This is a genomic window from Gordonia amicalis NBRC 100051 = JCM 11271 (genome assembly GCF_000332995.1).
GTDB classification, from domain to species: domain Bacteria; phylum Actinomycetota; class Actinomycetes; order Mycobacteriales; family Mycobacteriaceae; genus Gordonia; species Gordonia amicalis.
Window position 1 is genome coordinate 13,664 of record NZ_BANS01000036.1, and the last position, 23,525, is coordinate 37,188.

The following is a 23,525-nucleotide window of genomic DNA, read 5'->3' on the forward strand; positions in this document are numbered from 1 at the left end:
GCCCGACCTCAGGGAGTCCGCAGATGAGCCTGGAAGCGGGTACTCAGTTCGCCGGTTACACGATCATGCGCAAGATCGGTGCCGGTGGCATGGGCGCGGTCTACCTCGCGCAGCACCCCCGGCTCCCGCGCCTCGACGTCATCAAGGTCCTCGCCGAACACGTGTCCAACGACCCGACGTTCCGTGCACGCTTCACCCGCGAAGCCGACCTGGCCGCGCAGCTCGACCACCCGTGCATCGTGAGCGTCTACGACCGCGGTGAGGTCGACGGCCGGCTGTGGATCTCGATGCAGTACGTGCCCGGGACCGATGCGGCGGCTCTCGTCAAGGCGTCCCCCGGAGGTCTCCCCCTCGACGACGTCGCGGCGGTGAGCGATTCGATCGGCGCCGCCCTCGACCATGCGCACCGACACGGCCTTCTGCACCGCGACGTGAAACCCGCCAACATCCTCATCAGCGCAACCGAATCCGACTCCGGAGACTCTCAGGAGCGTCGTATTCGACTGGCCGACTTCGGGATCGCCCGCCAGACCGACGGGGGAACCTCGCTGACCTCGGCCAATCTGGTGCTCGGTTCGTTCCCCTACTCCTCACCCGAACAACTGTCGGCCGAGACGCTCGACGCCCGCAGCGATGTCTATTCGCTCGCGTGCAGCATCTTCGAATTGCTCACCGGCACTGTGCCGTTCACCGGACGGACGCCGATGATGATGATCCACCATCACCTCACGACACCGCCACCGGACGTCTCGTCCCTGCGTTCCGGCCTCCCGCCGTCAGTGTCCGAGGCGGTGCGCCACGGGCTCGCCAAGAACCCCGCGGACCGGCCACCCTCGGCGGGCGCCTTCGCCGCGGAGTTCCGGTATGCGGTCGACACCACCGGCTTCTTCCCCGCCCCCGCCGGGCGCGTCGGTGCAGGAATCCCGTCCCGCTCCCGGACGGGAGGGAGCACTCCGGTTCCGCCGCAGACCCAGACGATGCGGAACCGAGGCACCTCGCCTCCGACCGGGGCCGCGATGGTGCGCACCACCGCGGTACCGATCACCCCCGCCGGACCATCGGATCCCGCCCCCGCCGAGACCGGACAGGTGCCCTCGTCCTCCTCACACGGTCACGGGTTCCCCGCGGCGACGGCCTATTCGGAGCTCCCGGGGCAGACGGTCCCCGGCCCCGCCCTCGAGTCGACGATGATCCGGGCCTCCGGCGACCTCGTGGTGATCGACCCTCGTCCGACCGGGGCGGAGGCGGCGCGACTCACGACGGCGTCGCTGGCCTGCGGAATCGCTTCGGTGCCGCTCAGCCTCGTCGGCGGCTTCGGCCTTCCGGTGGGCGTCGCGGGCTGGTATCTCGCCGGACGTGGTCGTGCCTCGTCGGCGGCGCGACTGGCACAGACATTGTCCGTTCTGGGGATGCTGCTGAGTCTCGGGTTCCTCGGCTTCGTCATCGGCCGGGCGATCGCCCTGCAATTCTGACGAGCCCGCTCGGCGTCCGCGAGGTCACCGCTCGTCGTACGTCGTCGGCTCCGGCCGTCCCTGACGTGACAGCGCACCGAACACCGCGTCGACGATCCACAGCGTCACCACACCGGCGATGATGTCGACGGTGTCGTCGAACGGCGACCGGAAACGCGGCGAGAAGGGGTCGAGGACCCTGGACGCGGGCACACCCAGCAGGTGACCGGTGCCGTCCACTATCGCGTCCACCGGATTCGCGGCCCACCCCGCGTAGGCGTTGACGGCGAGCAATGCGATGACCGGAATCGCGAGCACCCACCAGAACTGTCGGCGACGTGCGACCGACCACGCGACGATCAGCAACACGACCCACGCCGGCATGTGATCGGAACAGAAATTGAGAATCCCGTACTCTCCCGACCTGACCAGGACCGGTATCTGACCGCCCCAGAAACCCAGTGCTCCGATCGCGCCGATGGGGACCGCGAACGCCGCGCGGACGACACTCCGTGACCAGAACGCGAGCACCAGGACCATGTAGACGGGCATCAACGCCGTGAGCACCCAGATCAGGATCAGGCTCGTCGCGGGTCCGTTGGCGACATAGTCCGCGTAGTACTCGGGGAACGGGGTCTCGTTGAGCGGGTCGAAGGTGAACAGCCACAACACCATCGGCCACCAGGCGAGGACCGGCAGGAACAGCGAGGCACTCACCAGCGTTCGTTTGACCGCCGTGCCGCGATCGGTTCGGCGGACGGGCGCAAGAGCGGTGGCCCGGTCGACCAGACCGGACGTACCGCCCGCCAGAGCTCCCCTCATTTCCGCATTCTAGGGCGATCGTCCAACTTCGAGGAACCGAATTCGCACCCATGTCACAGAAGTGATCCGACCGGATGACGAAACTGATACGAATCCCGGAAATCGTCTGCCCGAATCGGGTTCTGACGAGCAGAAATCCGTCGTACCGGCGTCGTCTGGCGTCAGCTGTCGCGGCGCCGGCGGCCGCCGCTCGAACCGGTCTGCTGCCGCAGCTGACTGAGTAGCTCCGAGACCGGGAGGCCAGCCGAATGAGCCGACTCGGAGTCGTCGTCGGCACCGCGTCGGCGTCGACCACCGCCGTACGCCGCGGCCGGGCGTCCGGCACTCCCCTCGTGCCGACCGCCGGCAGCGAGGAATGCGGGAGGTTCGACATCGGAAGCCGCCGACGCTTCCTCCGCCGGAGCCGGAGTCGGCTCGCGAGACCCGGCCTCGGGCCCGGTCCTCGCACCGGTCGCCCACTCGTCGGTCGGCGTCTCGTCGGTGTAGGCGCCCGACTCGGCGGCACCGTGCGCGTCGTCGACGACCTCCGCATCGGACACCTCCTCGGCGACGGAGGTGTCGGCTGCCGGGGCCTCGTCGGTGTACGCGGCGAACGGCGCCGAACCGGCGGAATGCTGGTCGACCTCCTCGACGGGGACCTCGGTGGCGATGCGACCGGAGATCGGCTCGTCGGTGACGACCGGAATGACCTCCGTCATCTCGTTCGGATCGACCGGCTCCGTGTGCCGGCCGTCGTCGGCAGTCGGCGCGGTGGCCGCGAAGTCGCGGGCGGCGAGCAGACCGTCGTCGTCGTAGGCCGAGCTGTAGGGCGGGACGCCGCCGAAGGAACCCGCGTGGGTTCCGGACAATCCGGAGGCGAGCTCACGCATCTTCTCACTCGACAGCGCGGCACGCTGATCCGGAAGCGGTTCTCCGAGAAGCATTTCGAGACTCGAACGCAGGGCAAGCACCTGGGCCTTCAGCTCGGAGAGTTCCTCGTTGGACTCGGCGGTGACCTCCTTGCGGATGGTCGTCTCGACGTCGAGCTCGTACTGACGTCGCGCCGCGATCTCACGCTCGAGCTGCAGTTCGTAGACCAGCCGTAGGTCTCGGCTCTTCGCCTCCGCGCTCTCGGCCTGACGCCGGAACTTGGTCACCAGGATGGCGCCGATGACCGCCGCCCACAATGCCGCGATGACCGCCAGCGAACCGAGGATCGACAGGCGGTCGGTGAAGACCATCAGCACGCTGGCCGCCAGAGCCAGCACGATCAGCAGACCGAGCAGCCACTGCGCCGCCGACCGACTGGAGCGTCGCGAGTCGGCAGAACGGCCGTTCGAGGTCGTCATGATCGTGAACTTACCCGCTGTGAGTACATTCAGAGGCCAAGCGGGCACGGAGTTTCTCATATCGGCGACGTGTTATGTCGCCCATGATCGGTCCACTCGGCGACATCCGCTCCCGACCCACGCCATTCGCACGGAGCCGAAGTCACGAATCGCCGACGGCGGGCGGATCGTCGGGAGCCCGGCAGCAGTACTCGAGCCACATCGCCGCGCACACCAACAGCACGCCGCCGATCAAGCCCACGATCGCGCCGGGACGATCGTGGTCGGCGGCCGCCACATCCTGCTGGCCGAGGAGGAAGGCCAGCAGACCGGTCCACACCCCGACGGCGATCGCCCCGAGGATGGCAGATGCCTTGGCCAGGGCCAGCACTCGTGCCGCGGTCAGCGGATGAAGCTGCCCACGGGCACGACCCACGTCGCGGGACTCCACCCGCGACCGCACGACGAAGGCGATGACGACCTCGAGCGCGGCGAGCACGTACAGCACGATCCCGGCCAGCAGGGGCAGCGGCGGGAAGTCGTTGTAGTTGTACCGCACCAGAATCCACGCGGCGATGGCGGTGACCGCGGCGATGACGAGGAGGTCGCGGATGCGGGTGGGACCGAGGCCGGTCTGTTCGTCGTCCTTCCCGGGGCGGTGCGGGTCGGGCCGGGTCATGACGTGCCACCCCCAACCGGGCCATCGGTGAGCCGGTCAACGGCACGGACCGCGTCCCGCTCGTCGGGATCGAGCGCATCGATCAGTTCACGCACGGACCGCTCGCCGTCAGGTGTCCACAACGTGGCCTCCGGTTCGATCTCCAGCCACGGGATGAGTACGAACGCACGCTCTGCGGCCCGCGGATGTGGAAGCGTCAGGACCGGGTCGTCGTCGTCGACGACGACGCGTCCGGCGTCCGACACCGAGATGACGTCGACATCGAGGGTCCGCGGTCCCCAGCGGACCTCACGGGTTCGGTCCGCGGACTGCTCCAGACCGGCAGCCCGGTCGAGCCATTGCCGCGCGCTCAGCGGGCCGTCGACGATGAGCGTGATGTTGAGGAAGTCGTCCTGCTCGACCCCACCCCAGGGCGGCGTCGCGTACACCGCGGACACCGCGACGAGTTCGTCGGCGAAGCTCTCGACCACCGACCGCAGATGGCCCAGCGAATCACCGACGTTGGAGCCGGCCGAGAGAACCGCGCGACTCATCGCATGCCCTTCCGGGAACGGCGGGTCACCACCGCGACGTCGTCGAAGGTCAGCGGGATCGGTGCCGACGGCTTGTGCACGGTGACCTCGCACGCGGAGATGCGCTCGTCGGCCATGATCGTCTCGGCGACCTCCGCACCGACCGTCTCGATGAGATCGCGCGGCTCGCCCCCGACGATCGCGGCGACCTGCTGGGCCAGTGCACCGTAGTCGACGGTCTCGGCGAGATCGTCGGTGTCGGCGGCGGCACGCAGATCGAGCCAGAGGGTGACATCGATGAAGAAGTCCTGGCCGTCGGCGCGTTCGTGATCGAAGACCCCGTGGTTGCCCCGGACCTTCAGTCCGCGTAGTTCGATCCGGTCAGCCATGCGATCCTCCTGCCGGGAACGTGGTCCGTGAGCCACCCGCACGCCAGGCCTCGGCGACGGTGACGGCGTCGTAGCTGCTCGCCACATCGTGGACGCGGACACCCCAGGCCCCCGCCGCCGCGGTCAGCGCCGAGATCGACGCGGTCGCGACGTCGCGTCCCGCGGGTGGTCGGTCGACGCCGTCGCGACCGAGTAGCGTGCCGAGGAACCGCTTGCGGGAGGCGCCGACGAGGACGGGGAAGCCCAGTCCGACGAAAGTCGGCAGCGCATGCAGCAGCGCCCAGTTGTGCTCGGCGGTCTTGGCGAACCCGAGTCCGGGATCGAGGATGAGGCGGTCCGGGTCGACACCCGCCGAGACCGCGGCGTCGACCTGCGCCAGCAGCTCGCCGCTCACCTCGGCGACCACGTCGCGGTATCCGCCGACGTCACCGCTGCGATGGGTGAACCGGCGATCCGAACTCTCGCCCGCGGGCCGCCAGTGCATCAGGACCCATGGCAGCCCGGCGTCGGCGACCACCCGCGCCATGTCGGCGTCGGCGCGTCCGCCCGAGACGTCGTTGATGATCGCGGCGCCGGCCTCGATGGCGGCGGACGCGACGTCGGCCCGCATGGTGTCGACCGAGACCGTGGCGCCGTGCGACGCGAGGGCGGCGATGACCGGGGCGACACGTTGCGCCTCGAGAGCGGGTTCGACGCGCACGGCGCCCGGACGCGTGGATTCGCCGCCGACGTCGATGAGGTCGGCACCCTGCTCGATCAGTTGGAGCCCGTGCGCTACCGCCGCATCGGTGTCGAGATAGCGGCCGCCGTCGGAGAAGGAATCGGCCGTGACGTTCAGGACGCCCATCACCAGCGTGCGGTGGTTCCCACCGCCGACCGGGACCGCGCTTGACGAAGTCATCCGATTTTCCGACGGGGTCATCGGGAGATCAGCCGGACTCACCGGGTGATCAGGTCGAGGGCTTCGCCGCGGGATACCGCACTGGTCTTGAAGATTCCGCGGACGGCCGAGGTCGTGGTGGTCGCTCCGGGCTTGCGAATGCCGCGCATCGCCATGCACAGGTGCTCTGCCTCGATCACCACGATGACGCCGCGGGGCCCGAGCTTGCGCATGACGGCGTCGGCGATCTGACTCGTCAGCCGCTCCTGGACCTGCGGCCTCTTGGCGTAGAGGTCGACGAGCCGCGCGAGCTTCGACAGGCCGGTGACCCGGCCGGACTCACCCGGGATGTAGCCGACGTGCGCGACGCCGTGGAAGGACACCAGATGATGCTCACAGGTGGAGTACATCGGGATGTCCTTCACCAGTACGAGTTCGTCGTGGTCCTCGTCGAACGTGGTGGCGAGGACCTCGTCGGGATCGGTGTACAGACCCGCGAACATCTCGCGGTAGGCGTTGGCCACGCGCGTCGGCGTGCGGATCAGACCTTCACGGTCGGGATCCTCGCCGACGGCCAGCAACAGCTCTCGAACCGCGGCCTCGGCACGTGCCTGATCGAACTCCGATCGGTGCCCATCCACCACGGCGTCGTGCCCCTTGCTGATCGTCATGCGTCAAACCTTACGAGCTTCGCCCGTTTTCACCCTCACCGGCACTGTCCGGTCGGGTGGTCCCGTTCTCGCCGCGCCGGTCCCAGCCGTTGGTCCCGTTGGAGCCGGGACGCTCGGTCGAGGGCTGTTCCGGCGGCCACCCCGGCGCCGACCAGTCCCGCGGGGCACCGTAGTCCGGCCGCGTGCCACCGGTGTACGGGCCACCCGGAGCGGGCGTGGACTGACCCGGGTTCGGGTACTGCGGGTTCGGATACTGCGGATTCGGATATTGGGGACCCGGGTTCTGCGGACCCGGATACTGCGGATTCGGGTACTGCGGGTTCGGGTAGTGGGGGTTCGGGTTCCCCGGCGCCGGCGGAACCGGCCCTCCCGAAGCAGCACCCGGCTCCGGGTAGATCGGCGGGTAGTTCGGCACCTGACCCGGCACCTGCGCACCACCCGGGTACCCGGCACCGACGGGCTCGGCGACCTTCGCCTCCTCCGGCGGGGGCCACGGCTCGCCGCGCTCGATGGCGAGCTCGCCCGGCGTCTTCACCGGCGGCTTGTCGCTCGGCGTCCGGTCACCGAATTCGTTGAACGCGGTGATCCGCGGACGCTTGACGACCTCGGAGAAGATCTTCTCCAGATCCTTGCGGGTCAGCGTCTCCTTCTCGAGGAGTTCGGTGGCGAGCACGTCGAGGGTGTCGCGATACTCGGTGAGGATCGCCCACGCCTCGGTGTGCGCCGCCTCGATGAGACGACGGACCTCGTCGTCGATCTCGTTGGCGATCTCGGCGGAGTAGGCCGACTGCGCACCCATCGAACGACCCAGGAACGGGTCGCCCTGGTCCTGGCCGTATCGCACGGCGCCCAGCTTCGCGCTCATGCCGTACTCGGTGACCATCGCCCGTGCGATCTTGGTGGCCTGGTCGATGTCCGACGACGCGCCGGTGGTCGGCTCGTGGAAGACGAGTTCCTCGGCGGCACGACCACCCATCGCCATCACCAGGCGGGCGATCATCTCCGACCGCGTCATCAGGTCCTTGTCCTGCTCGGGGACAGCCAGGGCGTGGCCGCCGGTGCGGCCGCGCGCGAGGATCGTGACCTTGTAGATCGGATCGAGGTCGGGCATCGCCCAGGCCGCCAGGGTGTGGCCGCCCTCGTGGTACGCCACGACCTTGCGCTCGTGTTCGCTGATGATCCGACTCTTACGACGCGGTCCGCCGATCACACGGTCAACGGCTTCCTCGAGCGCCTCGGCGGTGATCGTCTGCTTGTTCTCACGTGCGGTGAGCAGCGCGGCCTCGTTGACGACGTTCGCCAGGTCGGCGCCGGACATGCCCGGAGTGCGCTTGGCGAGACCGTCGAGGTCGGCGTCGGAATCGATCGGCTTGCCCTTGGCGTGCACCTTGAGGATCGCGCGACGTCCGGCCATGTCGGGGTTGCCGACCGGGATCTGACGGTCGAAGCGCCCGGGGCGCAGCAACGCGGGATCGAGGATGTCGGGCCGGTTGGTCGCCGCGATCAGGATGACGCCGGACCGGTCACCGAAGCCGTCCATCTCCACGAGGAGCTGGTTGAGTGTCTGCTCGCGTTCGTCGTGGCCACCACCGAGGCCTGCGCCGCGCTGGCGGCCGACGGCGTCGATCTCGTCGACGAAGATGATGCAGGGACTGTTGTTCTTGGCCTGCTCGAACAGGTCCCGCACACGGGAGGCGCCGACACCGACGAACATCTCGACGAAGTCCGAGCCGGAGATCGTGAAGAACGGGACACCGGCCTCACCGGCAACCGCGCGCGCCAGCAGGGTCTTGCCGGTTCCGGGCGGGCCGAACAGGAGCACGCCTCTCGGGATCTTCGCGCCCAGCGCCTGATAGCGCGCCGGATTCTGGAGGAAGTCCTTGATCTCGTAGAGCTCCTCGACGGCCTCGTCGGCGCCGGCGACATCGGCGAAGGTCGTCTTCGGCATGTCCTTGCTCAGCTGCTTGGCCTTCGATTTGCCGAAGCCCATGACGCCACCGCGGCCGCCGCCCTGCATGCGGCTCATCACGAAGAAGAACAGACCGAACAGCAGGATCATCGGCAGCACGAAGATGAGGATCTGCCAGAGCACCGACTGCTCGTTCACATTGGTGGTGTACTTCGTGCCGGTCTTCTGGACCGCGTCGAAGATCTGGTCACCGGCCTGTGCGGGGTACTTGGTGCTGATCTTGTCCGCGTCGGCGTCGTTGACCTTGATCGGGGAGTTGAGCTCGATGCGCAGCTGCTGCTCGCGGTCGTCGATGCTGATGAACTTGGTGTTCTTCTTGTTCAGCTGCTCCAGCGCGACGGAGGTGTCGACGCCCCGGTACTCGCGGTCGGAGTTGCTCATCACGCTCCAGCCCCACAGGGCGAGCAGGACGAGCGCCAGGATGGCGAGGTTGCGGAAGACTGTCTTACGGTTCATGCCAGTTGGTGGGGGTCCGACCGGCGCGCGGGATCGAGTCCCGGCGCCCACTCCGTTCCCATGTCCTTCCCATCGACGTACACATTGAGGCTACCGGTCAACGATCACGCTGGTGAAACCGTTCCCGCGGAAGATCCACCGCCACGACGCGCGGGCGTCGCGTGGACGCCGACGGGTCAGCTGCTGTAGACCGCGGGCTTGAGGCGCCCGATGTACGGCAGGTCCCGGTATCGCTCGGCGTAGTCGAGTCCGTATCCGACGACGAACTCGTTCGGGATGTCGAAGCCCACGTCGGCGACGCGCACCGGCGACCGCACGGCCTCGGGCTTGCGGAGCAGCGTGCACACCTCGATGCTGCGGGGCGAACGCGTGGCGAGGTTCTTCATCAGCCACGACAGCGTGAGGCCGGAGTCGATGATGTCCTCGACGATCAGCACGTCGCGTCCCTCGATGTCGCGGTCGAGGTCCTTGAGAATTCGCACGACGCCCGACGAGGAGGTCGACGACCCGTAACTCGACACCGCCATGAACTCCAGCTGGGACGGGATCGGCAGGGCACGGGCGAAATCGGTCATGAACATGACCGCGCCCTTGAGCACACCGATCAGGACCAGGTCGTCCTCGATCTCGGCGTAACGGGAGGCGACGGACCGGGCGAGTTCGACGGTGCGCTGCCGGATCTGTTCCTCGGTGATCAGAACAGCATCGATGTCAGCGGCATAGGGGTCTGCAGACTGCACCTTCACAGCTTGTCATGTTTCCCGGGTCACATGGACGACGGGTGCGAACTGCGGGCCGACATCGGGCTGACGCGAGTGTCAGTTGTTCGTACTAAACGACGACTCCACCCGCTCAACTGCGTCACAGTGGGGTAACGAACAGTAACATCGGCCACTCGTGAAACATTACCTGACTATTACGCGATGTGGTTTGTGAACGTGAATGAGCCCCGTGTCACCGCGGGTGATGCAGGGAATGTCACCCCCTGCGAATACGATCGTTCTCAGTTCCCCGACACCCCCTTGGGGAACTATCCCCTCCACGGAAAGTTCTATCTCTTATGTCAACAGATCGACAGGACGGGGCCTTGTCGCGTATCCGCACGCGAACATTGGTCGCCGTTGCCATATCTCTTGCCACAGTTGCGATCACGGCCCTGGCCGGTACCGCACAGGCAGCACCGAAGAAACCCGGAATCCCCACCTACGACGCGTCGTGGAATGCGTCGTCGCTGACACTGACCCTTCACAATGCGTCGGCGAGCACGGAAAACGGGGCTTTGTCGATTCGGGATCTATCCGGCACGGAGCTTTTCCGCATGCCCCTCGCCTATCGCAGCGAGTACCTGCAATTCCCGATCGACGCACGTGAGGCCGGAAACAAAGTCACGCTGATTCCGTCCAAGAATGCGGCGCGAGCTGTGCCGGTGAATCCGGTGGAGGTGGAGAAGGTCCGCGGCATCGCCCGGCACCAGGTCGCCGCACCTCAGACCCGTCAGGAGCGGGACGACCAGGCGCTGACACGCTTCCAGCAGCAGCTGAGTGCGGGCACGAGCGTCTCGTCATTGGTCGGCACAATCATCGGCGCGATCGTTGGCGGAGTATTCGCTTGCACGGTCTTGCAGCTCGCTGCGCCAGTCGTGGGTTGTCTCGCCGGAGTCGCGCCGGCGGCTGCAGTCGGCGGCCTCGTCGGTCTCGCCATCGGCGGCGGTGGCACGCTGATCGGTGCAGCGATCCACTACTTCAACACGATCAACTCGCCGTTCACGCCGCCCAAGAAGCGGTGATGCGCTGAATCGACGACACGACGGTCCGTCTCACCTCTCGGTGAGGCGGACCGTCAGCTTTTCGTCGACACGTTCCACGACGGTCCGCACGCCCGGGTCGCCGCCGATCGCCACCTGCGCACCCCCGGCTGCGGGCCCGACGACGAGCCGGTCCACCGCGCCGATGACCCGGTGCGTCGGCTCGGTCGCCCCGATGTCGAGCAGCCAGCGGCGGATCACCCGGGTCCGCACAGCTCGCGGCAGATCGTGCAGCGGTGCGATCTCGAGCCCGCCGGTTGTCGCGGCACTCCCCCATACCGTCTCCGCCCAGCCGTCGAGGGCGTCGTTGTCGTCCTGCAGGCCGTCCGCGGTTCGGACCAGCGCGTCGACGACGCCGCCCCGGAGCACGTCGTCGAGCAACGGGATCACCTCGGCCCGCAACCGCACCCGGGTGAACCGTGGGTCGCGGTTGTGTGGGTCGTGGTGCATCGCCAGGCCGAGTTCGGTGCACACGGCCAGCGTCTGCATTCGGCGGACCGGCAGCAGCGGCCGCCCCCATGGCGCCTTCCACGCCCGCATGCCGGCGATCGATCGTGCCCCGGAACCGCGTGCCAGTCCGAGCAGTACCGTCTCGGCCTGGTCGTCGGCGGTGTGCGCGAGAAGTACCGGTCGACCTTCCCGGGCGGCGTCGAGCGCCGCGTACCGTGCGTCCCGGGCAGCGGCTTCGAGTCCCCCGCGGGTCCCGACCCTGACCTCGAGCACGCGCGCGTCCGCACCGAGTCCGCGTGCGGTCTCGGCGGCGCGGGCGGCGACGCCGGCGGAACCCTTCTGGAGACCGTGGTCGACGACCAGCGCGGTGACGTCGAGTCCCGCGCCGACGGCCGTCGCCGTCAGGGCGAGCGAGTCCGCGCCGCCGGACAGCCCGACACAGACCGATGAGCGCGGACCGTCGAGCCAGGTGGTCGCGAATTCCGCGACCACCCGCGTCACAGCACGCGTCGAATCCATGCCTGCGGGGTGTCGATCTCGTCCGGGAGCGGCATCGTGTCCGGTGAGGTCCACACCGTGTTGAACCGATCCATGCCGACGGTTTCCACCACCTCGTCGACGAAGGCCTTGCCGCGGATGTACTGCGCGATCTTGGCGTCCATGCCGATGAGAGCGCGGATGATGCGCTGAACCGGGTTCTGCGGTGCCTTGCGGCGCTTGTCGAATGCGGTGCGGATGCGCGCGACGGACGGGACGTGCGCCGGGCCGACGGCATCCATCACGTGATCGGCGTGGCCCTCGAGCAGCGTGCCCAGGACCATCATCCGCTGGAAGGCTTCGAACTGCGCAGGGCTCTGCAGCAGCTGCATCGCGCCGATGATGCCCTTCTCGCGGGGTTCGGACCCCCTGAGTGCCTTGGTCATCCGCGTGACGATCTCGGTGGCCGACTCACCGGTCTCGGAGGTGAGCACGGCGACGTTGTCCTGCATGTAATCACGCAGCCACGGGTTGGCCGAGAACTGCACGCGGTGGGTCACCTCGTGGAGGCAGACCCACAGCCGGAAGTCGGACGGCACGACCTTGAGCTGCCGTTCGACGTTGATGATGTTGGGTGTCACGACCATCAGCACGCCGGGTTCACCGGTCTCCGGGTCGGGCGTGAACGGATCGTACTGGCCGAGGATGGCCGTGGAGAGAAAGGCCAGCAGACCCCCGGCCTGGACACCGCCGAACTTGGCGGCGAGGCCGTGCGAACCCACGTCGGTGCCGGCGGCGTCGGCCCCCAGCATCGATCGCATCGAGTCGGAGGCCGCGTCGATCCAGCCCGGCCGGTCGAGGATGCGGGTCGTCGGGATGCGGAGTCCGTCGGCGAGACCGGTGATCTCGCGAACCGGTGCCTCCGCCCGAGTCGCCGCGTCGCCGAGTTCGGCCTGCGCGGCCTCGTAGGTGTAGGCCGTGGTCTTGGGGCCGGACCGGACGAGGCGTTTCGCGGTCGAAGCGGCGAGGGGCCAGTCGATCTGCGACCCGATGCTCAGGCGAGTGTCCTCACTCACCGGCTCGACCTCGGTCTTGCTGTCGGTTCCAGGCATGCTCATCGGCACCCGCACTCTCTGAGTTGGCCCACCACGGCGTCGAGGGCGGGTCTCGCGTCCGCCGGCGAGGTGCCGCCGGACATCAGGGCGAACGACAGCACGCGGCCGTCGATCGTTTGCACTATGCCCGTCAACGAACTGACCCCGGTCAGTGTTCCGGTCTTCGCGCGCACCCATCCGGCACCCGGAGTGGTGGCGATCGGGAAACGGTCGGCGAGGGTGCCGGTGCCGGCGGCGATCGGCAGTCCGTCGAGCATCGGTCGCAGCGCCGGCCGCGAGGGTCCGCTGGCCGCTGTCATCACCGCGTCGAGCAACGCGGGGGTGGTGCGGTTGGCGTAGGAGATGCCCGACGCGTCGGCCAGTGTGGTGCCCTCCCACTGGTCGGGGAACGTGGTGGAGAGGACCTGCTCGACGGCGTCGACTCCGGCGGCCAGGGTCGCCGGTCCACCGCGATGCACCGAGAGTTCGATCGACAGCGTCTCGGCCAGCACGTTGTCGCTGTGGCGGAGCATGTCGTTGACCCGTGTCACCAGGGGCGCGGACTCGACCTGCGCGATGACGCGGTCGCCCGCGGGTGCGGATGCCTCGGTCACCGGTGCGTCCACACCCAGCGCGGCGGCCAACGCCTCCCCGGCCATGATTCCGGGCGTCGCCGAGCGGGGTGAGTACTCGTCGAGCGGCTCGAGCCGGGCGCCGTCGACCATCAGCGACTCGATCGGGGCGATGTCGCCGCCCTGGATGTCTCGACGGTCCCACGTGCGGTCCATCGTCGGACCCGAGAAGGCGCTGAGATCAACCGCGACCGAGGAGACCGGAATCCCGGCCTGTTTGATCTGGTCGGCGAGGTCGGCGATGCGGCCGGGCTCGCTGTAGAAGGTGTCCGCGCGGGCCGGCTGCGCCGACAGCGTGGGGTCGCCGGCACCCCTGAGGATCACCTGTCCGTCGGACCCGGCGACGACGGTGGTCGTCACCCGCGCGTCGTGCGGCATCGCCTCCAGGAAGGCGGCGGCCGAGAGCACCTTGTCGTTCGACGCGGGGATACGCGGACGGTCGGGATTGCGCGACCACAGGATCTCGCCGGTCAGCGAGTCGGAGATCATGCCGCTCAGGACGCCGAGCGCCGGATTCCGCAGTGCAGGTGCGATCGCTCGGGACACCCCGGCCGGCGTCGGCGACGGGGCGGAGGCGACGACCGGGTCGATCCGCGGGTCGACGGAGATCGCGGCGGGCTGCGGCGGGATTCCCGGCGGCAGCTCGGCCTCCTTGTCGAGCCGGAGTGCAACGACCACTGCCGCGGTCGACGCCAGCGCGAGGATCACGACTGCGGCGATCGTCCACCAGAGGAGTTTGCGACTGCGGGGTCTGCCTTCGCGACCTGCGGGTCTGGTGGATGCGCCCACGAAGCCTCCGGATCTCTCGAACTGCACACCGACGGTGACGACGCCACTGGTCGGCGCACCACCCGGCCGGAATGTCGGATGTGAGCGACCCGGACATCCGCCACACCCGCGAACTGCGGGGGTACGAAGTCCGAGGTCGTCGGACTAACAGTATCGTTGTTGCGACGCGCGGCCATCTGGGCCGCCCGGGCGATCACACCCCCGATCCGCAACTGCCAGGAGGAACAGTGGAATTCGATGTGACCATCGAGATCCCCAAAGGTGGCCGTAACAAGTACGAGGTCGACCACGAGACGGGCAAGGTCTACCTCGACCGCTACCTGTACACCTCGATGGGCTACCCGGCCGACTACGGATACATCGACGGCACCCTCGGCGAGGACGGCGACCCGCTCGACGCGATGGTCCTGCTGCCCGAGTCGGTGTTCCCCGGCATCATCGTGCGCGCCCGCATCGTCGGTATGTACACGATGACCGATGAGGCCGGCGGCGACGACAAGCTGCTGTGCGTGCCCGCGGGTGACGTGCGCTGGGACCACATCAAGGACATCTCCGACGTGTCGGAGTTCGAACTGGGCCCCATCTCGCACTTCTTCGAGCACTACAAGGACCTCGAGCCCGGCAAGGAGGTCCAGCCGGGCGGCTGGGTCGGCCGGGAGGCTGCCGAGAAGGTCGCCCAGGAGGCCATCGACCGTCTCGCGGCACATCCCGAGGAGGCCAACGAGCCCTCGCGCGGCTGACGCCACCTCAGGAGTCGTACACCGACCGCCGACGACACATGCTGTCGTCGGCGGTCGTTGCGTTTCGCTCCGGCGTCGTCAGGCGACGCGGTGACGCACGTCGGCGAAGACCGGCAGCACCTGCTCGCGGATTCGACGGTCGGTGGCCGAACCGTCGATCGGGACCAGGATCACGGCGTCGGCGACCTCGGCGACGTAGATGTCGCGCAGCAGCGTGATCAGACCGTGGGCGGTGCCGACGTAGCGGATGGTCTCCGAGTCGTCGGTGGAGGAACCGGCGTGCTCAACGGCGGCGCGAGCCGACGCCGCGTGCGGCGCGATGGCCACCTCGACCTCGAGGGCGACCGCGAAATTCGCCTGGTCGTGGGTGCCCGCCCGCAGCAGCGCGCGTGCACGCTGGGCGTCCCGCAGCGTCTGACGACGCACGACGATCGGGAAAGTCAATGCCACAGCATCTCCCGCGACCGCGACCTGGAAGCCCGGACGACCGATGGTGACAGCGGTGGGCGATGTGGAGAGTTCGATGGTCATGCCGGGTACCCCTCGTCGAGTTCGGGTCGGGTGATGGTCGTGGTGACGCAGCGCGACGCGAGTGCGTCGAGCAGGCGGTCGATGTCGTCGGAGGTGGTGCCCGCTCCGAAGCTCGCACGGACGGCACCCTCCGGATGACCGAGCCGCTTGAGCAGCGGGTGGGCACAGAACTTGCCGTCGCGCACGCCGATTCCGTGCTCGTCGCTCAGGTACTCCGCCACGGCCCGCGGCGCGACGCCGTCGACGGTGAACCCGGCGATGCCGACGCGGTCGGTGGAGTCGGTGAAGATCTGCAGCGGTCGCACACCGTCGATGCGCGCCAGTCCGGCGTCGAGCCTTTCGCTGAGCCGGAGTTCGTGGAAACCGATGGCCTCGGGTCCCAGCTCGGCCAGCGCGGTGCACGCCTCGGCGATCGACACCGCACCGAGCACGTTCGGCGAACCGGCTTCGTGACGAGCAGCGCCGGTGTGCCAGGTGGCGCCGGCGGTGTTGCCGCCGCGAGGGAGGTCGACGTCGGCGGTCGCGCCTCCGCCGGCGAGGTAGGGGTCGGCGGCGTCGAACCAGTCGGAACGGCCGATGAGGACCCCGGCGCCGAACGGCGCGTACGCCTTGTGGCCGGAGAAGGCCAGGTAATCGATGCCGTGGCTGACGATCGAGATGGGACGGTGCGCGACGAGCTGCGCCGCGTCGACCAGGATGCGCGCGCCACGGCGGTGGGCGATGGAGGCCAGCCGGCCGATCGGGAGGACCTCACCGGTGACGTTCGACGCGGCGGTCACCGCGAGCAGCGAGGCCGGCTGCGAGGCGAGTTCGGCGTCGATCGCCACGAGGGTGTCCTCGATCGTGTTGCAGGCGGTCACCACGCGGGCGCGGGTGCGGTCGTCCTTCGGTGCGCACCACGGCAGCAGGCTGGCGTGGTGCGCGATGTCGAGGACCACGACGTCGCCGGGAGTGATGTGGGCGGCGAGATTGATCGCGTCGGTGGTGTTGCGGGTGAAGACGACCGTGTCGTCGACGCGGCCGCGGACGAACTCGCGGACGGTCTCACGCGCGGCCTCGTATCGGCGGGTGGTGATCTGCGACAGGTGGCCCGCGCCGCGGTGCACGCTCGCGTACTCGCCGAGGGCTTCGGCGACCTGCGCGGCGACCGACGCCAGCGCCGGCGCGCTCGCCGCGTAGTCGAGATTGGCGTAACCGACGCTGCGCCCGGCGGCGACGGGGACCTGTGCATCCGAGCCGACGACCGCTGCAAGCGCGGGGATGAACGGCCCACGGTCGGCGAACACCGGTGCATCGCGGACAGGACGGGCGGGTGTGACGGGTGCCGACAGCACAGCAGTCATGACGAGAACTCCTCGAGAATCCACACTTGCCGCGTTCGGGTTCGAACGCAGCCAGGTCGTCACCCGGAGCACCCCACCGCGGAGGAGGGTTGCCGACCAGCGAGCCGGGGCTTGTCACTGGCACTCATGACCTGCGACAAGGTTCGCGGATCCCGCCCGAGGGTGTCAATTTAGGATCACCGTGATTCGAAGTTAGGACAGGCTTACCTGTACCCTAGCTGTTGTGTCATCGAGTGAGGTCTTCGTGCTGTCGCGTCCCCACGGCACCGTGCGGGGCGAAGGGGTGGTCGGGTCGTTCACCGACGTCGACGAGGCGTCCGCCGCGCTGCGGGCGGGTGAGGTCGGGTCATTGACCGGGGCGATCCCGTTCGATGCCCGCGACCCCGCGGCGCTGGTGGCTCCCGCGCGGCTCCGCACCGGCGAGGCGCCCCTGTCCGGGAGTGCGCCGCTGTCGCGCCGAGCGGTGTCGACCGTGAGCCACCCAGACAGGGATGAGCACCGCGAACGCATCGCGCATGCGGTCAAGCGCATCGTCGCCGGCGACGTCGGGAAGGTCGTGCTCGCGCGCAGCGTCGACCTGGTGCTCGACGAACAGATCCGGCCCGCGGAGTTGCTCGACGCACTCGCCGGCGGCAACGCGGGGCACAACGCCTTCGGCGTCGACCTCGGCGCCGCGACGGGTTCGGGTTCGTGGCTGCTCGGCGCCAGTCCCGAAGCGCTGCTGCGCAAGTCGGGTTCGACCGTGACCTGCCATCCCTACGCGGGTTCGGCACCACGGTCCGCCGACCCGGCCGTCGACCGGGCGACCGCCGACGAGTTGGCCGCGTCGACAAAGGATCTCGCCGAGCACGCGTTCGTAGTCGACCATCTGCGCGAACGCCTGGGGCACCTCTGCGACGAGGTCGACGCACCGTCGACACCACAGCTCGAGTCGACCGGCGAGATGTGGCATCTGGCCACCCCGATCCGCGCGACGCTGCGCGATCCGGCGGTCACCGCACTCGACCTCGCACTACTCCTCGGACCCACACCCGCAGTGTGCGGAACCCCGAGTGACGTTGCCGCGCAGATCATCCGCGAGGTCGAGGGCGATCGTGGCTTCTACGCGGGCACGGTCGGCTGGTGCGACGCCGTCGGCGACGGCGAATGGATGGTCAGCATCCGGTGCGCCGAGCTCGCGGCCGATGGTCGGAGTCTGCGCACCTGGGCGGGTGGCGGCATCGTCGAACACTCCGACCCGCAGGCGGAACTCGACGAGACGCAGTTCAAACTACGGACCGTGTTCAACGCGCTCGGTATCCCCCTCGCAGACATCGTGAACTGACCCTCCGGTGAGCACGCCCTCCCGCAATCTCGCCTCCGGCCATGAAGGTCGGCGCTAGAGTCGATGAACGTCGGGGCGAAGGGGCAGGGAGGCGTAGCGGGTGCCTGCGGAGCGGTCGACAACCCAGACGAGCATTCTGCCGATCATCTTCGCGCTGTCCCTGGCCTTCACGATCACGGCCGTCGATCCACTGGTGCTGAGCCTGAATCTGCCGCAGGTGAGCCGGGAACTCGACGTCCCGCCTACCGGTGTCGGATTGCTGGGCGGAATGTCGACGCTGGTCATGGCCGCGTCCGTCCTCGGCGCGGGAAATCTCGGCGACTCGATCGGACTCCGACGACTCCTGATGTCGGGACTGGCCGTGGTCGCCGTCGCCGATGTGCTCGCCATGCTCTCGCCCGGGTATGGCTTCCTCCTGGCGATGCGCGTCGTGGCGGGCCTGGGCATGGCGGCCCTGCTCGGGGTATCGCTGGCCCTCCTCAAGACGTCGGTGACCGAAGAGCAGCGACCGAAGGCCATCGGCATCTTCGTCGCCATCGAGATGGTTCTCTGCGGGGTGCTCCCGGCTCTGACAGGCTGGGCCGTGACGGGTCTCGGCTGGCGGCTCGTGTTCCTGGTCGCACCACTGCTTGCCGTGGTCTCGATGCTGCTCACGGCACGGTTCGTCCCGGAGTCGCCTCGTCAGGAGCGTGCCAAGCTGGACGTGATCGGCATCGTCCTGATCGGGGTGGCACTCCTGACCCTCGTCATCGGACTCGCGGCCGCGCAGAACGGCGTGCTCCGGCCCCAGACCTGGCTGCCGCTGCTCGTCAGCGTCCTCGGCGCGGTGCTCTTCGTCCGCCACGAACGCCGCACTCCCGAACCGGCGCTGGACCTGTCACTCTTCGGCAACCGGACGTTCACGGTGGCGCTCGCGGCGGCCTTCACACTCAACTTCCTGATCGCGGGGCTCAGCATCGTCCTGGGGCAGTACGGCAGCGTGGTGCTCGCGTTGTCACCGCAGACGGTCGGACTGTTGTTCCTTCCCGGCTCGCTGCTGATCGCCGGCGCCTTGATCATGTCCGGGAGTCTGATGGAGAAGTTCTCGCCGAGACCGGTGATGGTCGCCGGTCTGGCGACCATGGCGGCCGCCGGGCTGCTCATGGCGGTCACGGTCAGCCCGACGATGGCGTTGTGGCTGCTCGTGATGGCCGTGTGGATGTACAACCTCGGTTCAATGGTGAGCTCCACGTCGGTGTCGGAGACGGTGCTCGCGCATGCGCCGAGTGGTCAGTCCGGAACAGTGGCCTCGGTGCAGACGGCCTTCGGGATGACGGGCTACGCGTTCGGGCCCACCGTGTACCTGCTCCTCCTGAATGCGTTCTTCAAGCGTGAATGGCTCGCCGACACCGAGCAGCGGGGTCTGACGGTGACACAGGGACAAGAGGCTGTGGACGCCGCGCGGAGCGCGGTGGCGCAGAGCCACGGTGGCGTCGGATACGACCCGAACCTGCTGCAGCAGGTGGGCGGCCTCGACCTGGGAACGGACTTCTCCGACGCCGTGCGACTCACCATGCTGACCGTCAGTGTCCTGCCCATCGCGGTGGCCCTTGCCGTACTCAGATTCCGGCACGAGCGCCCGGCCCGGGCAGCGTGACGGCCACCGCGACGACCGGCCGGCAGGAGAGCCCGGTGCGAGGGCTCAGCCGAGCGCCTGATCCAGGTCGGCGAGCAGGTCTTCGACGCCCTCGAGCCCGACCGACAGGCGAACCACCGAGTCGCTGAGACCGATCGCGGCACGTCCCTCGGGCCCCATCGCGCGGTGCGTGGTGGTGGCCGGATGGGTGATCAGCGACTTGGAGTCGCCGAGGTTGTTGGAGATGTCCACCACCCGCAGCGCGTTGAGGACCTCGAAGGCGCGCTTCTTGCCGTCGATGCCGTCGTGGTCGTTGAGCTCGAAGGTCACCACGGTGCCGCCGCCGGTCATCTGGCTCTTGGCCAGCTCGTACTGCGGATGCGACTGCAGGAACGGATATTTCACCCAGCGGACCCGTGGGTCGGCTTCCAGGAACTCGGCGATCCGCAGTGCCGAGGCCACCGAGGCGTCGACCCGCAGGCGCATCGTCTCGAGGCCTTTGACCAGCGTCCACGCGTTGAACGGGCTCAACGCCGGACCGGTGTGGCGCATCAGCTGCTGGACCGGACCGTCGATGTAGTCCTTGGTGCCGAGGACGGCACCACCCATCACGCGACCCTGACCGTCGATGTGCTTGGTGCCCGAGTAGACGATGACGTCGGCGCCGAGATCGAGACCGCGCTGTAGCAGCGGGGTGGCGAAGACGTTGTCCAGCACCACCTTCGCGCCTGCGGCATGCGCCAGCTCGGACACCTTGGCGACGTCGACGAGCATCTGCATCGGATTGGACGGGGTCTCGAAGAAGACGGCGTCGGTCGGCTTCGACAGTGCGCGTTCCCACTGTTCGAGGTCTTCACCGTCGACGAACTCGGTCTCCACGCCCCAGCGCGGCAGGATCTCGTTGCACACGACGAAGCAGGAGCCGAACAGGCTGCGCGCCGCCACGAGCCGATCGCCCGCCTTGAGCAGGGCGCCGAGCGCCACGAACACCGCGGCCATTCCGCTGGCGGTCGCGAAGCAGGCTTCGGCACCTTCGAGCTGACGCAGGCGCTCCTGGAACATGTGGACGGTCGGATTGCCGTATCGGGAGTAGACGAACCGCTGGTCCTCGCCGGTGAAGGCACGCTCGGCAGCCTCGGCGGAGTCGTAGACGTATCCGCTGGTCAGGTACAGCGCCTCGGCGGTCTCGTGGAACCCGGATCGCGCGAGGCCGCCGCGCACGGCGATGGTGTCGGGCGAAAGACCTTCCGGCAGTTCACGACTCACGGACAGATCAGCACTCACGATTGCCTCCACGGCAGATTTTCGGCACGCCATCCGGACGCGCCGCGATGGTCGTTCCCGTCGAGGGCACCCTCGAATCCGTCGACCACGTTGTAGGCCTTGCCGATTCCGTCGGCGGTCGCCGCCTCGGCCGCACCGATCGATCGGTGCCCCGAGCGGCAGAGGAAGATGACCTCGTGGTCATCGGTCACCCCGGCACTGCGCAGCTGCTCGACGAACTGCTCGTTGCGTCGACCCTCGGGGAACGTCGTCCACTCGGCGAAGATCGTGCGTTTACCCAGCACCTCGAGGTCGGGAACACCGACGAACGACCACTCGGCCTGCGTCCGACAGTCGACGAGGACCGCGTCGGGATTGTTCTCGAGCTTCTCCCACGCTTCCCGCGGGGTCAGGTCGCCGGCATAGGTCATGAGGAGCACACCTTCCATTCGCCGTTCTCGCGCACCACGGTCGTCTCCACGACCTGCTTGTCTTCGGACTTGTTCTTATAGTGCCAATGGACCTTCGCGGTCGCCCGGTCACCGTCGACCACCAGGTCGGTGATCTCGGGGATCTCGATGTGGCCGTTCTGGTCCAGCGACGCCTGGTTCTCGGCGACGAACTGCGCCTCGGAGGGGAACCCGGGCTTGTCGAGGTCGGCATCGCACGTGTTCGCGCGGTACTCGGCGTAGTCGGGGCCGTTCTTGGCCGTGTAGAGGTCGTTGATGGCGTACTGGACCAGCGCGTCGTCGCTGACCCGTTCCTCCGCCGGCCGCGAGATGCTGGAGAGCACGATCGCGAGCACCACCAGTCCGACGAATCCCGCCGCGGCGAAGAACGGCCACGCGTTCTTCCAACTGGGCGGCGCCTCCTCGACGAGGGCGGCGTCAACGTCCTCGTTCGGCGATCCGGCCTTACCGGACGCAGGCTTCTTCGAGGACGCGGCGCCCCGGGACGTGTTCCGGGATGCGGCGCCCTTACCGGAGGGCTTGTCGGGGCCCCCGCCTGCAGCTTTGGCCATGGCGCGAAGTGTATAGACCGGCCGGGTGTGATCTCCGCCCGGCGTCAGCGCAGCCCTGCGGTCGAATCGCGGGGGCGCCGCCGACCGCGATCAGTAAGGTGGCCCTAACAACTGCTGCCGACCGGCGAGGACCTCATGCGTTCGCTCACCCATCGACTGTTCGGACTCCTGCTCGCGGCGATCGCGGCCGCGCTGGTGGTCTCCTCCTGCTCGGCACCCGAGGAGGACGTCGCCGACGCTTCGGCGCGCGTGCCCACCCCGGAAGCGGGCGCGATACCCGTGACGGTGCAACAGGCCTACGCGCCGGCGATCGTGGAGAAGGCACCCACGCGGATCGCCGCGCTCGGCGTCGGCGACGGGGACACACTGCTGGCCCTCGGTGTCATGCCGACGACGATCGCCCCCTTCGCCGATCCCGACCAGGCCACCGCGCCGTGGAACGCCGAACTCATCGGCGACGCGAAGCCGGTGGTCCTCTCCAACTCCTCGGCGGCTCTCGGTGACGAGATCCCCAAGGCCCTCGCCACCAGTCCGGATCTGATCACCGCGGTCGGCGCCGACCCCACCCGCGACCAGTTCGATCTGCTCAGCAAGACCGCGCCGACCATCCTCCGGCAGGCCCGGTTCGAGCCCTGGCAGGTGCCGTGGGATGCGCAGACGATCCAGATCGGCACCGCGATCGGGCAACCCGATCTCGCCCGGCGCAAGGTCGGCGAGACCGAGGTCTTTCTCGCCGGCATCCGGGCGAAGAATCCGCAGTTCGCCGGCAAGACCGCCGTGGTCGTGACCTCGAGCCCGACCGGCGGTGTCTCGGTCTACGGCCCCGAGGACGGCCGTGCGCAGACCGTCGCGGGCTACGGCCTGGTCTTCCCGCCCGTCCTTCGGGACGCGATCACCAGCGGGTTCTACGGTGAGCTACCCGCCGAGAGCCTCGACCGCCTGGACTCGGCCGACATCGTGATCGCCGTCGACTGGGAGGGTTCCAACGACAAGCTGCGCTCGAACCCCGCGTTCACCCGTCTCGAGGTGGCGCGTTCCGGACGCGTCGTATACCTGCCCCAGGAAGTCGGCAGTGCGATGTCGGTCCCGACCCTGCTCACGATTCCGTGGGTGGCCGATCAGGCCGTCGGGCCGATCGCGGCAGCCGCCTCCGCCCGCTGACGCTCCGGCCGGGGCGTCGTCACGATGGCGTCGAGAAGTGAGGATTACCTCACAGGAGATTTTGGCCGGGGACACCGAGCGCCTACCGTAGAAGGGATAGGCCATATCCAAGCGTGTCGACAGTAGGATCAGGGGTTTCGCATCC

At 68.5% G+C, this 23,525-nt stretch carries 23 protein-coding genes and 1 riboswitch; of the genes, 6 read left to right on the forward strand and 17 right to left on the reverse strand.

What is annotated here, in order from left to right; genetic code table 11:
• Window positions 1-23 precede the first annotated feature (23 nt).
• A complete protein-coding gene (locus GOAMI_RS16825; RefSeq protein ID WP_006437763.1) occupies window positions 24-1,472 on the forward strand; it encodes a serine/threonine-protein kinase in 1,449 nt (482 codons plus the stop codon).
• Window positions 1,473-1,496: 24 nt separating this feature from the next.
• On the opposite strand, the gene GOAMI_RS16830 is transcribed toward GOAMI_RS16825, so the two are convergent.
• The 9 genes from GOAMI_RS16830 to hpt form a co-directional block, all read right to left on the reverse strand.
• A complete protein-coding gene (locus tag GOAMI_RS16830) occupies window positions 1,497-2,273 on the reverse strand; it encodes a hypothetical protein (protein WP_006437764.1) in 777 nt (258 codons plus the stop codon).
• Between the two features lie 161 nt (window positions 2,274-2,434).
• Window positions 2,435-3,601, reverse strand: a complete 1,167-nt coding sequence (locus GOAMI_RS16835) for a DUF6779 domain-containing protein (protein WP_006437765.1) — start codon at window positions 3,599-3,601, stop codon at window positions 2,435-2,437.
• 142 nt (window positions 3,602-3,743) lie between these two features.
• Entirely contained in the window at window positions 3,744-4,259 is a 516-nt protein-coding gene (locus GOAMI_RS16840; RefSeq protein WP_006437766.1) for a DUF3180 domain-containing protein, read from the reverse strand.
• The gene (gene folK / locus GOAMI_RS16845; RefSeq protein ID WP_006437767.1) at window positions 4,256-4,792 is read right to left on the reverse strand and encodes a 2-amino-4-hydroxy-6-hydroxymethyldihydropteridine diphosphokinase; all 537 of its coding nucleotides are present in this window, start codon (window positions 4,790-4,792) and stop codon (window positions 4,256-4,258) included. Before folK ends, GOAMI_RS16840 begins: the two co-directional genes overlap by 4 nt.
• Entirely contained in the window at window positions 4,789-5,160 is a 372-nt protein-coding gene (folB, locus tag GOAMI_RS16850; protein WP_006437768.1) for a dihydroneopterin aldolase, read from the reverse strand. Before folB ends, folK begins: the two co-directional genes overlap by 4 nt.
• Complete coding sequence (gene folP, locus GOAMI_RS16855; protein ID WP_006437769.1) at window positions 5,153-6,061, reverse strand: dihydropteroate synthase; 909 nt, start codon at window positions 6,059-6,061, stop codon at window positions 5,153-5,155. The genes folB and folP overlap by 8 nt, the downstream gene beginning before the upstream one ends.
• A gap of 38 nt (window positions 6,062-6,099) precedes the next feature.
• Window positions 6,100-6,711, reverse strand: coding sequence for a GTP cyclohydrolase I FolE (gene folE / locus GOAMI_RS16860; RefSeq protein ID WP_006437770.1), 612 nt, complete (start codon window positions 6,709-6,711; stop codon window positions 6,100-6,102).
• A gap of 10 nt (window positions 6,712-6,721) precedes the next feature.
• On the reverse strand, window positions 6,722-9,136 hold the full coding sequence (gene ftsH / locus GOAMI_RS16865; protein ID WP_006437771.1) for an ATP-dependent zinc metalloprotease FtsH: 2,415 nt from the start codon (window positions 9,134-9,136) through the stop codon (window positions 6,722-6,724).
• Window positions 9,137-9,312: 176 nt separating this feature from the next.
• The gene (gene hpt, locus GOAMI_RS16870) at window positions 9,313-9,876 is read right to left on the reverse strand and encodes a hypoxanthine phosphoribosyltransferase (RefSeq protein ID WP_024499383.1); all 564 of its coding nucleotides are present in this window, start codon (window positions 9,874-9,876) and stop codon (window positions 9,313-9,315) included.
• Between the two features lie 320 nt (window positions 9,877-10,196).
• Here hpt and GOAMI_RS16875 point away from each other — a divergent pair, with 320 nt between their 5' ends.
• Window positions 10,197-10,922, forward strand: coding sequence for a DUF8020 domain-containing protein (locus GOAMI_RS16875; protein ID WP_006437773.1), 726 nt, complete (start codon window positions 10,197-10,199; stop codon window positions 10,920-10,922).
• 30 nt (window positions 10,923-10,952) lie between these two features.
• Here GOAMI_RS16875 and tilS read toward each other — a convergent pair whose 3' ends face one another.
• From tilS to dacB, 3 genes are read right to left on the reverse strand one after another with little or no spacing between them, the layout of a single operon-like run.
• On the reverse strand, window positions 10,953-11,909 hold the full coding sequence (tilS, locus tag GOAMI_RS16880; RefSeq protein ID WP_040004932.1) for a tRNA lysidine(34) synthetase TilS: 957 nt from the start codon (window positions 11,907-11,909) through the stop codon (window positions 10,953-10,955).
• Window positions 11,888-12,985 (reverse strand): zinc-dependent metalloprotease, encoded by a 1,098-nt coding sequence (locus GOAMI_RS16885; protein ID WP_006437775.1) that lies wholly within the window; start codon window positions 12,983-12,985, stop codon window positions 11,888-11,890. The genes tilS and GOAMI_RS16885 overlap by 22 nt, the downstream gene beginning before the upstream one ends.
• Window positions 12,982-14,382, reverse strand: a complete 1,401-nt coding sequence (dacB, locus tag GOAMI_RS16890; protein WP_488154052.1) for a D-alanyl-D-alanine carboxypeptidase/D-alanyl-D-alanine endopeptidase — start codon at window positions 14,380-14,382, stop codon at window positions 12,982-12,984. Before dacB ends, GOAMI_RS16885 begins: the two co-directional genes overlap by 4 nt.
• A gap of 227 nt (window positions 14,383-14,609) precedes the next feature.
• Between dacB and GOAMI_RS16895 the strand changes: the two genes are divergently transcribed.
• Entirely contained in the window at window positions 14,610-15,122 is a 513-nt protein-coding gene (locus GOAMI_RS16895; protein ID WP_006437777.1) for an inorganic diphosphatase, read from the forward strand.
• Window positions 15,123-15,200: 78 nt separating this feature from the next.
• Here the strand turns inward: GOAMI_RS16895 and GOAMI_RS16900 are convergent, their stop codons facing one another.
• Together GOAMI_RS16900 and GOAMI_RS16905 are read right to left on the reverse strand one after the other, a co-directional pair.
• Window positions 15,201-15,653, reverse strand: coding sequence for a hypothetical protein (locus GOAMI_RS16900; RefSeq protein WP_006437778.1), 453 nt, complete (start codon window positions 15,651-15,653; stop codon window positions 15,201-15,203).
• Window positions 15,650-16,996 carry an aminotransferase class V-fold PLP-dependent enzyme gene (locus GOAMI_RS16905; protein WP_006437779.1) on the reverse strand — a complete coding sequence of 449 codons (1,347 nt, stop codon included), beginning with the start codon at window positions 16,994-16,996 and terminating at the stop codon, window positions 15,650-15,652. The genes GOAMI_RS16900 and GOAMI_RS16905 overlap by 4 nt, the downstream gene beginning before the upstream one ends.
• Window positions 16,997-17,013: 17 nt before the next feature.
• Window positions 17,014-17,128: riboswitch (SAM riboswitch) on the reverse strand.
• Between the two features lie 112 nt (window positions 17,129-17,240).
• Between GOAMI_RS16905 and GOAMI_RS16910 the strand changes: the two genes are divergently transcribed.
• Both GOAMI_RS16910 and GOAMI_RS16915 read left to right on the forward strand, forming a co-directional pair.
• Complete coding sequence (locus tag GOAMI_RS16910; protein ID WP_006437780.1) at window positions 17,241-18,320, forward strand: isochorismate synthase; 1,080 nt, start codon at window positions 17,241-17,243, stop codon at window positions 18,318-18,320.
• Between the two features lie 100 nt (window positions 18,321-18,420).
• A complete protein-coding gene (locus GOAMI_RS16915; protein WP_006437781.1) occupies window positions 18,421-19,956 on the forward strand; it encodes an MFS transporter in 1,536 nt (511 codons plus the stop codon).
• Between the two features lie 45 nt (window positions 19,957-20,001).
• Here GOAMI_RS16915 and GOAMI_RS16920 read toward each other — a convergent pair whose 3' ends face one another.
• Genes GOAMI_RS16920 through GOAMI_RS16930 form a run of 3 tightly spaced genes read right to left on the reverse strand, consistent with a single transcriptional unit; the run spans window position 20,002 to window position 22,219 of the window.
• Window positions 20,002-21,219, reverse strand: a complete 1,218-nt coding sequence (locus GOAMI_RS16920; RefSeq protein WP_006437782.1) for an O-succinylhomoserine sulfhydrylase — start codon at window positions 21,217-21,219, stop codon at window positions 20,002-20,004.
• On the reverse strand, window positions 21,216-21,629 hold the full coding sequence (locus GOAMI_RS16925; RefSeq protein WP_006437783.1) for a rhodanese-like domain-containing protein: 414 nt from the start codon (window positions 21,627-21,629) through the stop codon (window positions 21,216-21,218). The genes GOAMI_RS16920 and GOAMI_RS16925 overlap by 4 nt, the downstream gene beginning before the upstream one ends.
• On the reverse strand, window positions 21,626-22,219 hold the full coding sequence (locus GOAMI_RS16930) for an Rv0361 family membrane protein (protein WP_006437784.1): 594 nt from the start codon (window positions 22,217-22,219) through the stop codon (window positions 21,626-21,628). Before GOAMI_RS16930 ends, GOAMI_RS16925 begins: the two co-directional genes overlap by 4 nt.
• A gap of 135 nt (window positions 22,220-22,354) precedes the next feature.
• On the opposite strand from GOAMI_RS16930, the gene GOAMI_RS16935 reads away from it, so the two are divergent.
• On the forward strand, window positions 22,355-23,380 hold the full coding sequence (locus tag GOAMI_RS16935) for an ABC transporter substrate-binding protein (RefSeq protein WP_006437785.1): 1,026 nt from the start codon (window positions 22,355-22,357) through the stop codon (window positions 23,378-23,380).
• The last annotated feature ends 145 nt before the right edge of the window (window positions 23,381-23,525 follow it).

Bases quoted from the DNA above. Each gene is read 5' to 3' on its own strand.
- GOAMI_RS16835 (WP_006437765.1), bottom strand. From the start codon at position 3,601: ATGACGACCTCGAACGGCCGTTCTGCCGACTCGCGACGCTCCAGTCGG.
- GOAMI_RS16825 (WP_006437763.1), top strand. From the start codon at position 24: ATGAGCCTGGAAGCGGGTACTCAGTTCGCCGGTTACACGATCATGCGC.
- tilS (WP_040004932.1), bottom strand. From the start codon at position 11,909: ATGGATTCGACGCGTGCTGTGACGCGGGTGGTCGCGGAATTCGCGACC.
- GOAMI_RS16935 (WP_006437785.1), top strand. From the start codon at position 22,355: ATGCGTTCGCTCACCCATCGACTGTTCGGACTCCTGCTCGCGGCGATC.
- GOAMI_RS16925 (WP_006437783.1), bottom strand. From the start codon at position 21,629: ATGACCTATGCCGGCGACCTGACCCCGCGGGAAGCGTGGGAGAAGCTC.
- folK (WP_006437767.1), bottom strand. From the start codon at position 4,792: ATGAGTCGCGCGGTTCTCTCGGCCGGCTCCAACGTCGGTGATTCGCTG.
- folE (WP_006437770.1), bottom strand. From the start codon at position 6,711: ATGACGATCAGCAAGGGGCACGACGCCGTGGTGGATGGGCACCGATCG.
- GOAMI_RS16905 (WP_006437779.1), bottom strand. From the start codon at position 16,996: ATGACTGCTGTGCTGTCGGCACCCGTCACACCCGCCCGTCCTGTCCGC.
- GOAMI_RS16830 (WP_006437764.1), bottom strand. From the start codon at position 2,273: ATGAGGGGAGCTCTGGCGGGCGGTACGTCCGGTCTGGTCGACCGGGCC.
- GOAMI_RS16885 (WP_006437775.1), bottom strand. From the start codon at position 12,985: ATGAGCATGCCTGGAACCGACAGCAAGACCGAGGTCGAGCCGGTGAGT.
- ftsH (WP_006437771.1), bottom strand. From the start codon at position 9,136: ATGAACCGTAAGACAGTCTTCCGCAACCTCGCCATCCTGGCGCTCGTC.
- folP (WP_006437769.1), bottom strand. From the start codon at position 6,061: ATGACTTCGTCAAGCGCGGTCCCGGTCGGCGGTGGGAACCACCGCACG.
- GOAMI_RS16900 (WP_006437778.1), bottom strand. From the start codon at position 15,653: ATGACCATCGAACTCTCCACATCGCCCACCGCTGTCACCATCGGTCGT.
- GOAMI_RS16875 (WP_006437773.1), top strand. From the start codon at position 10,197: ATGTCAACAGATCGACAGGACGGGGCCTTGTCGCGTATCCGCACGCGA.
- GOAMI_RS16840 (WP_006437766.1), bottom strand. From the start codon at position 4,259: ATGACCCGGCCCGACCCGCACCGCCCCGGGAAGGACGACGAACAGACC.
- GOAMI_RS16930 (WP_006437784.1), bottom strand. From the start codon at position 22,219: ATGGCCAAAGCTGCAGGCGGGGGCCCCGACAAGCCCTCCGGTAAGGGC.
- folB (WP_006437768.1), bottom strand. From the start codon at position 5,160: ATGGCTGACCGGATCGAACTACGCGGACTGAAGGTCCGGGGCAACCAC.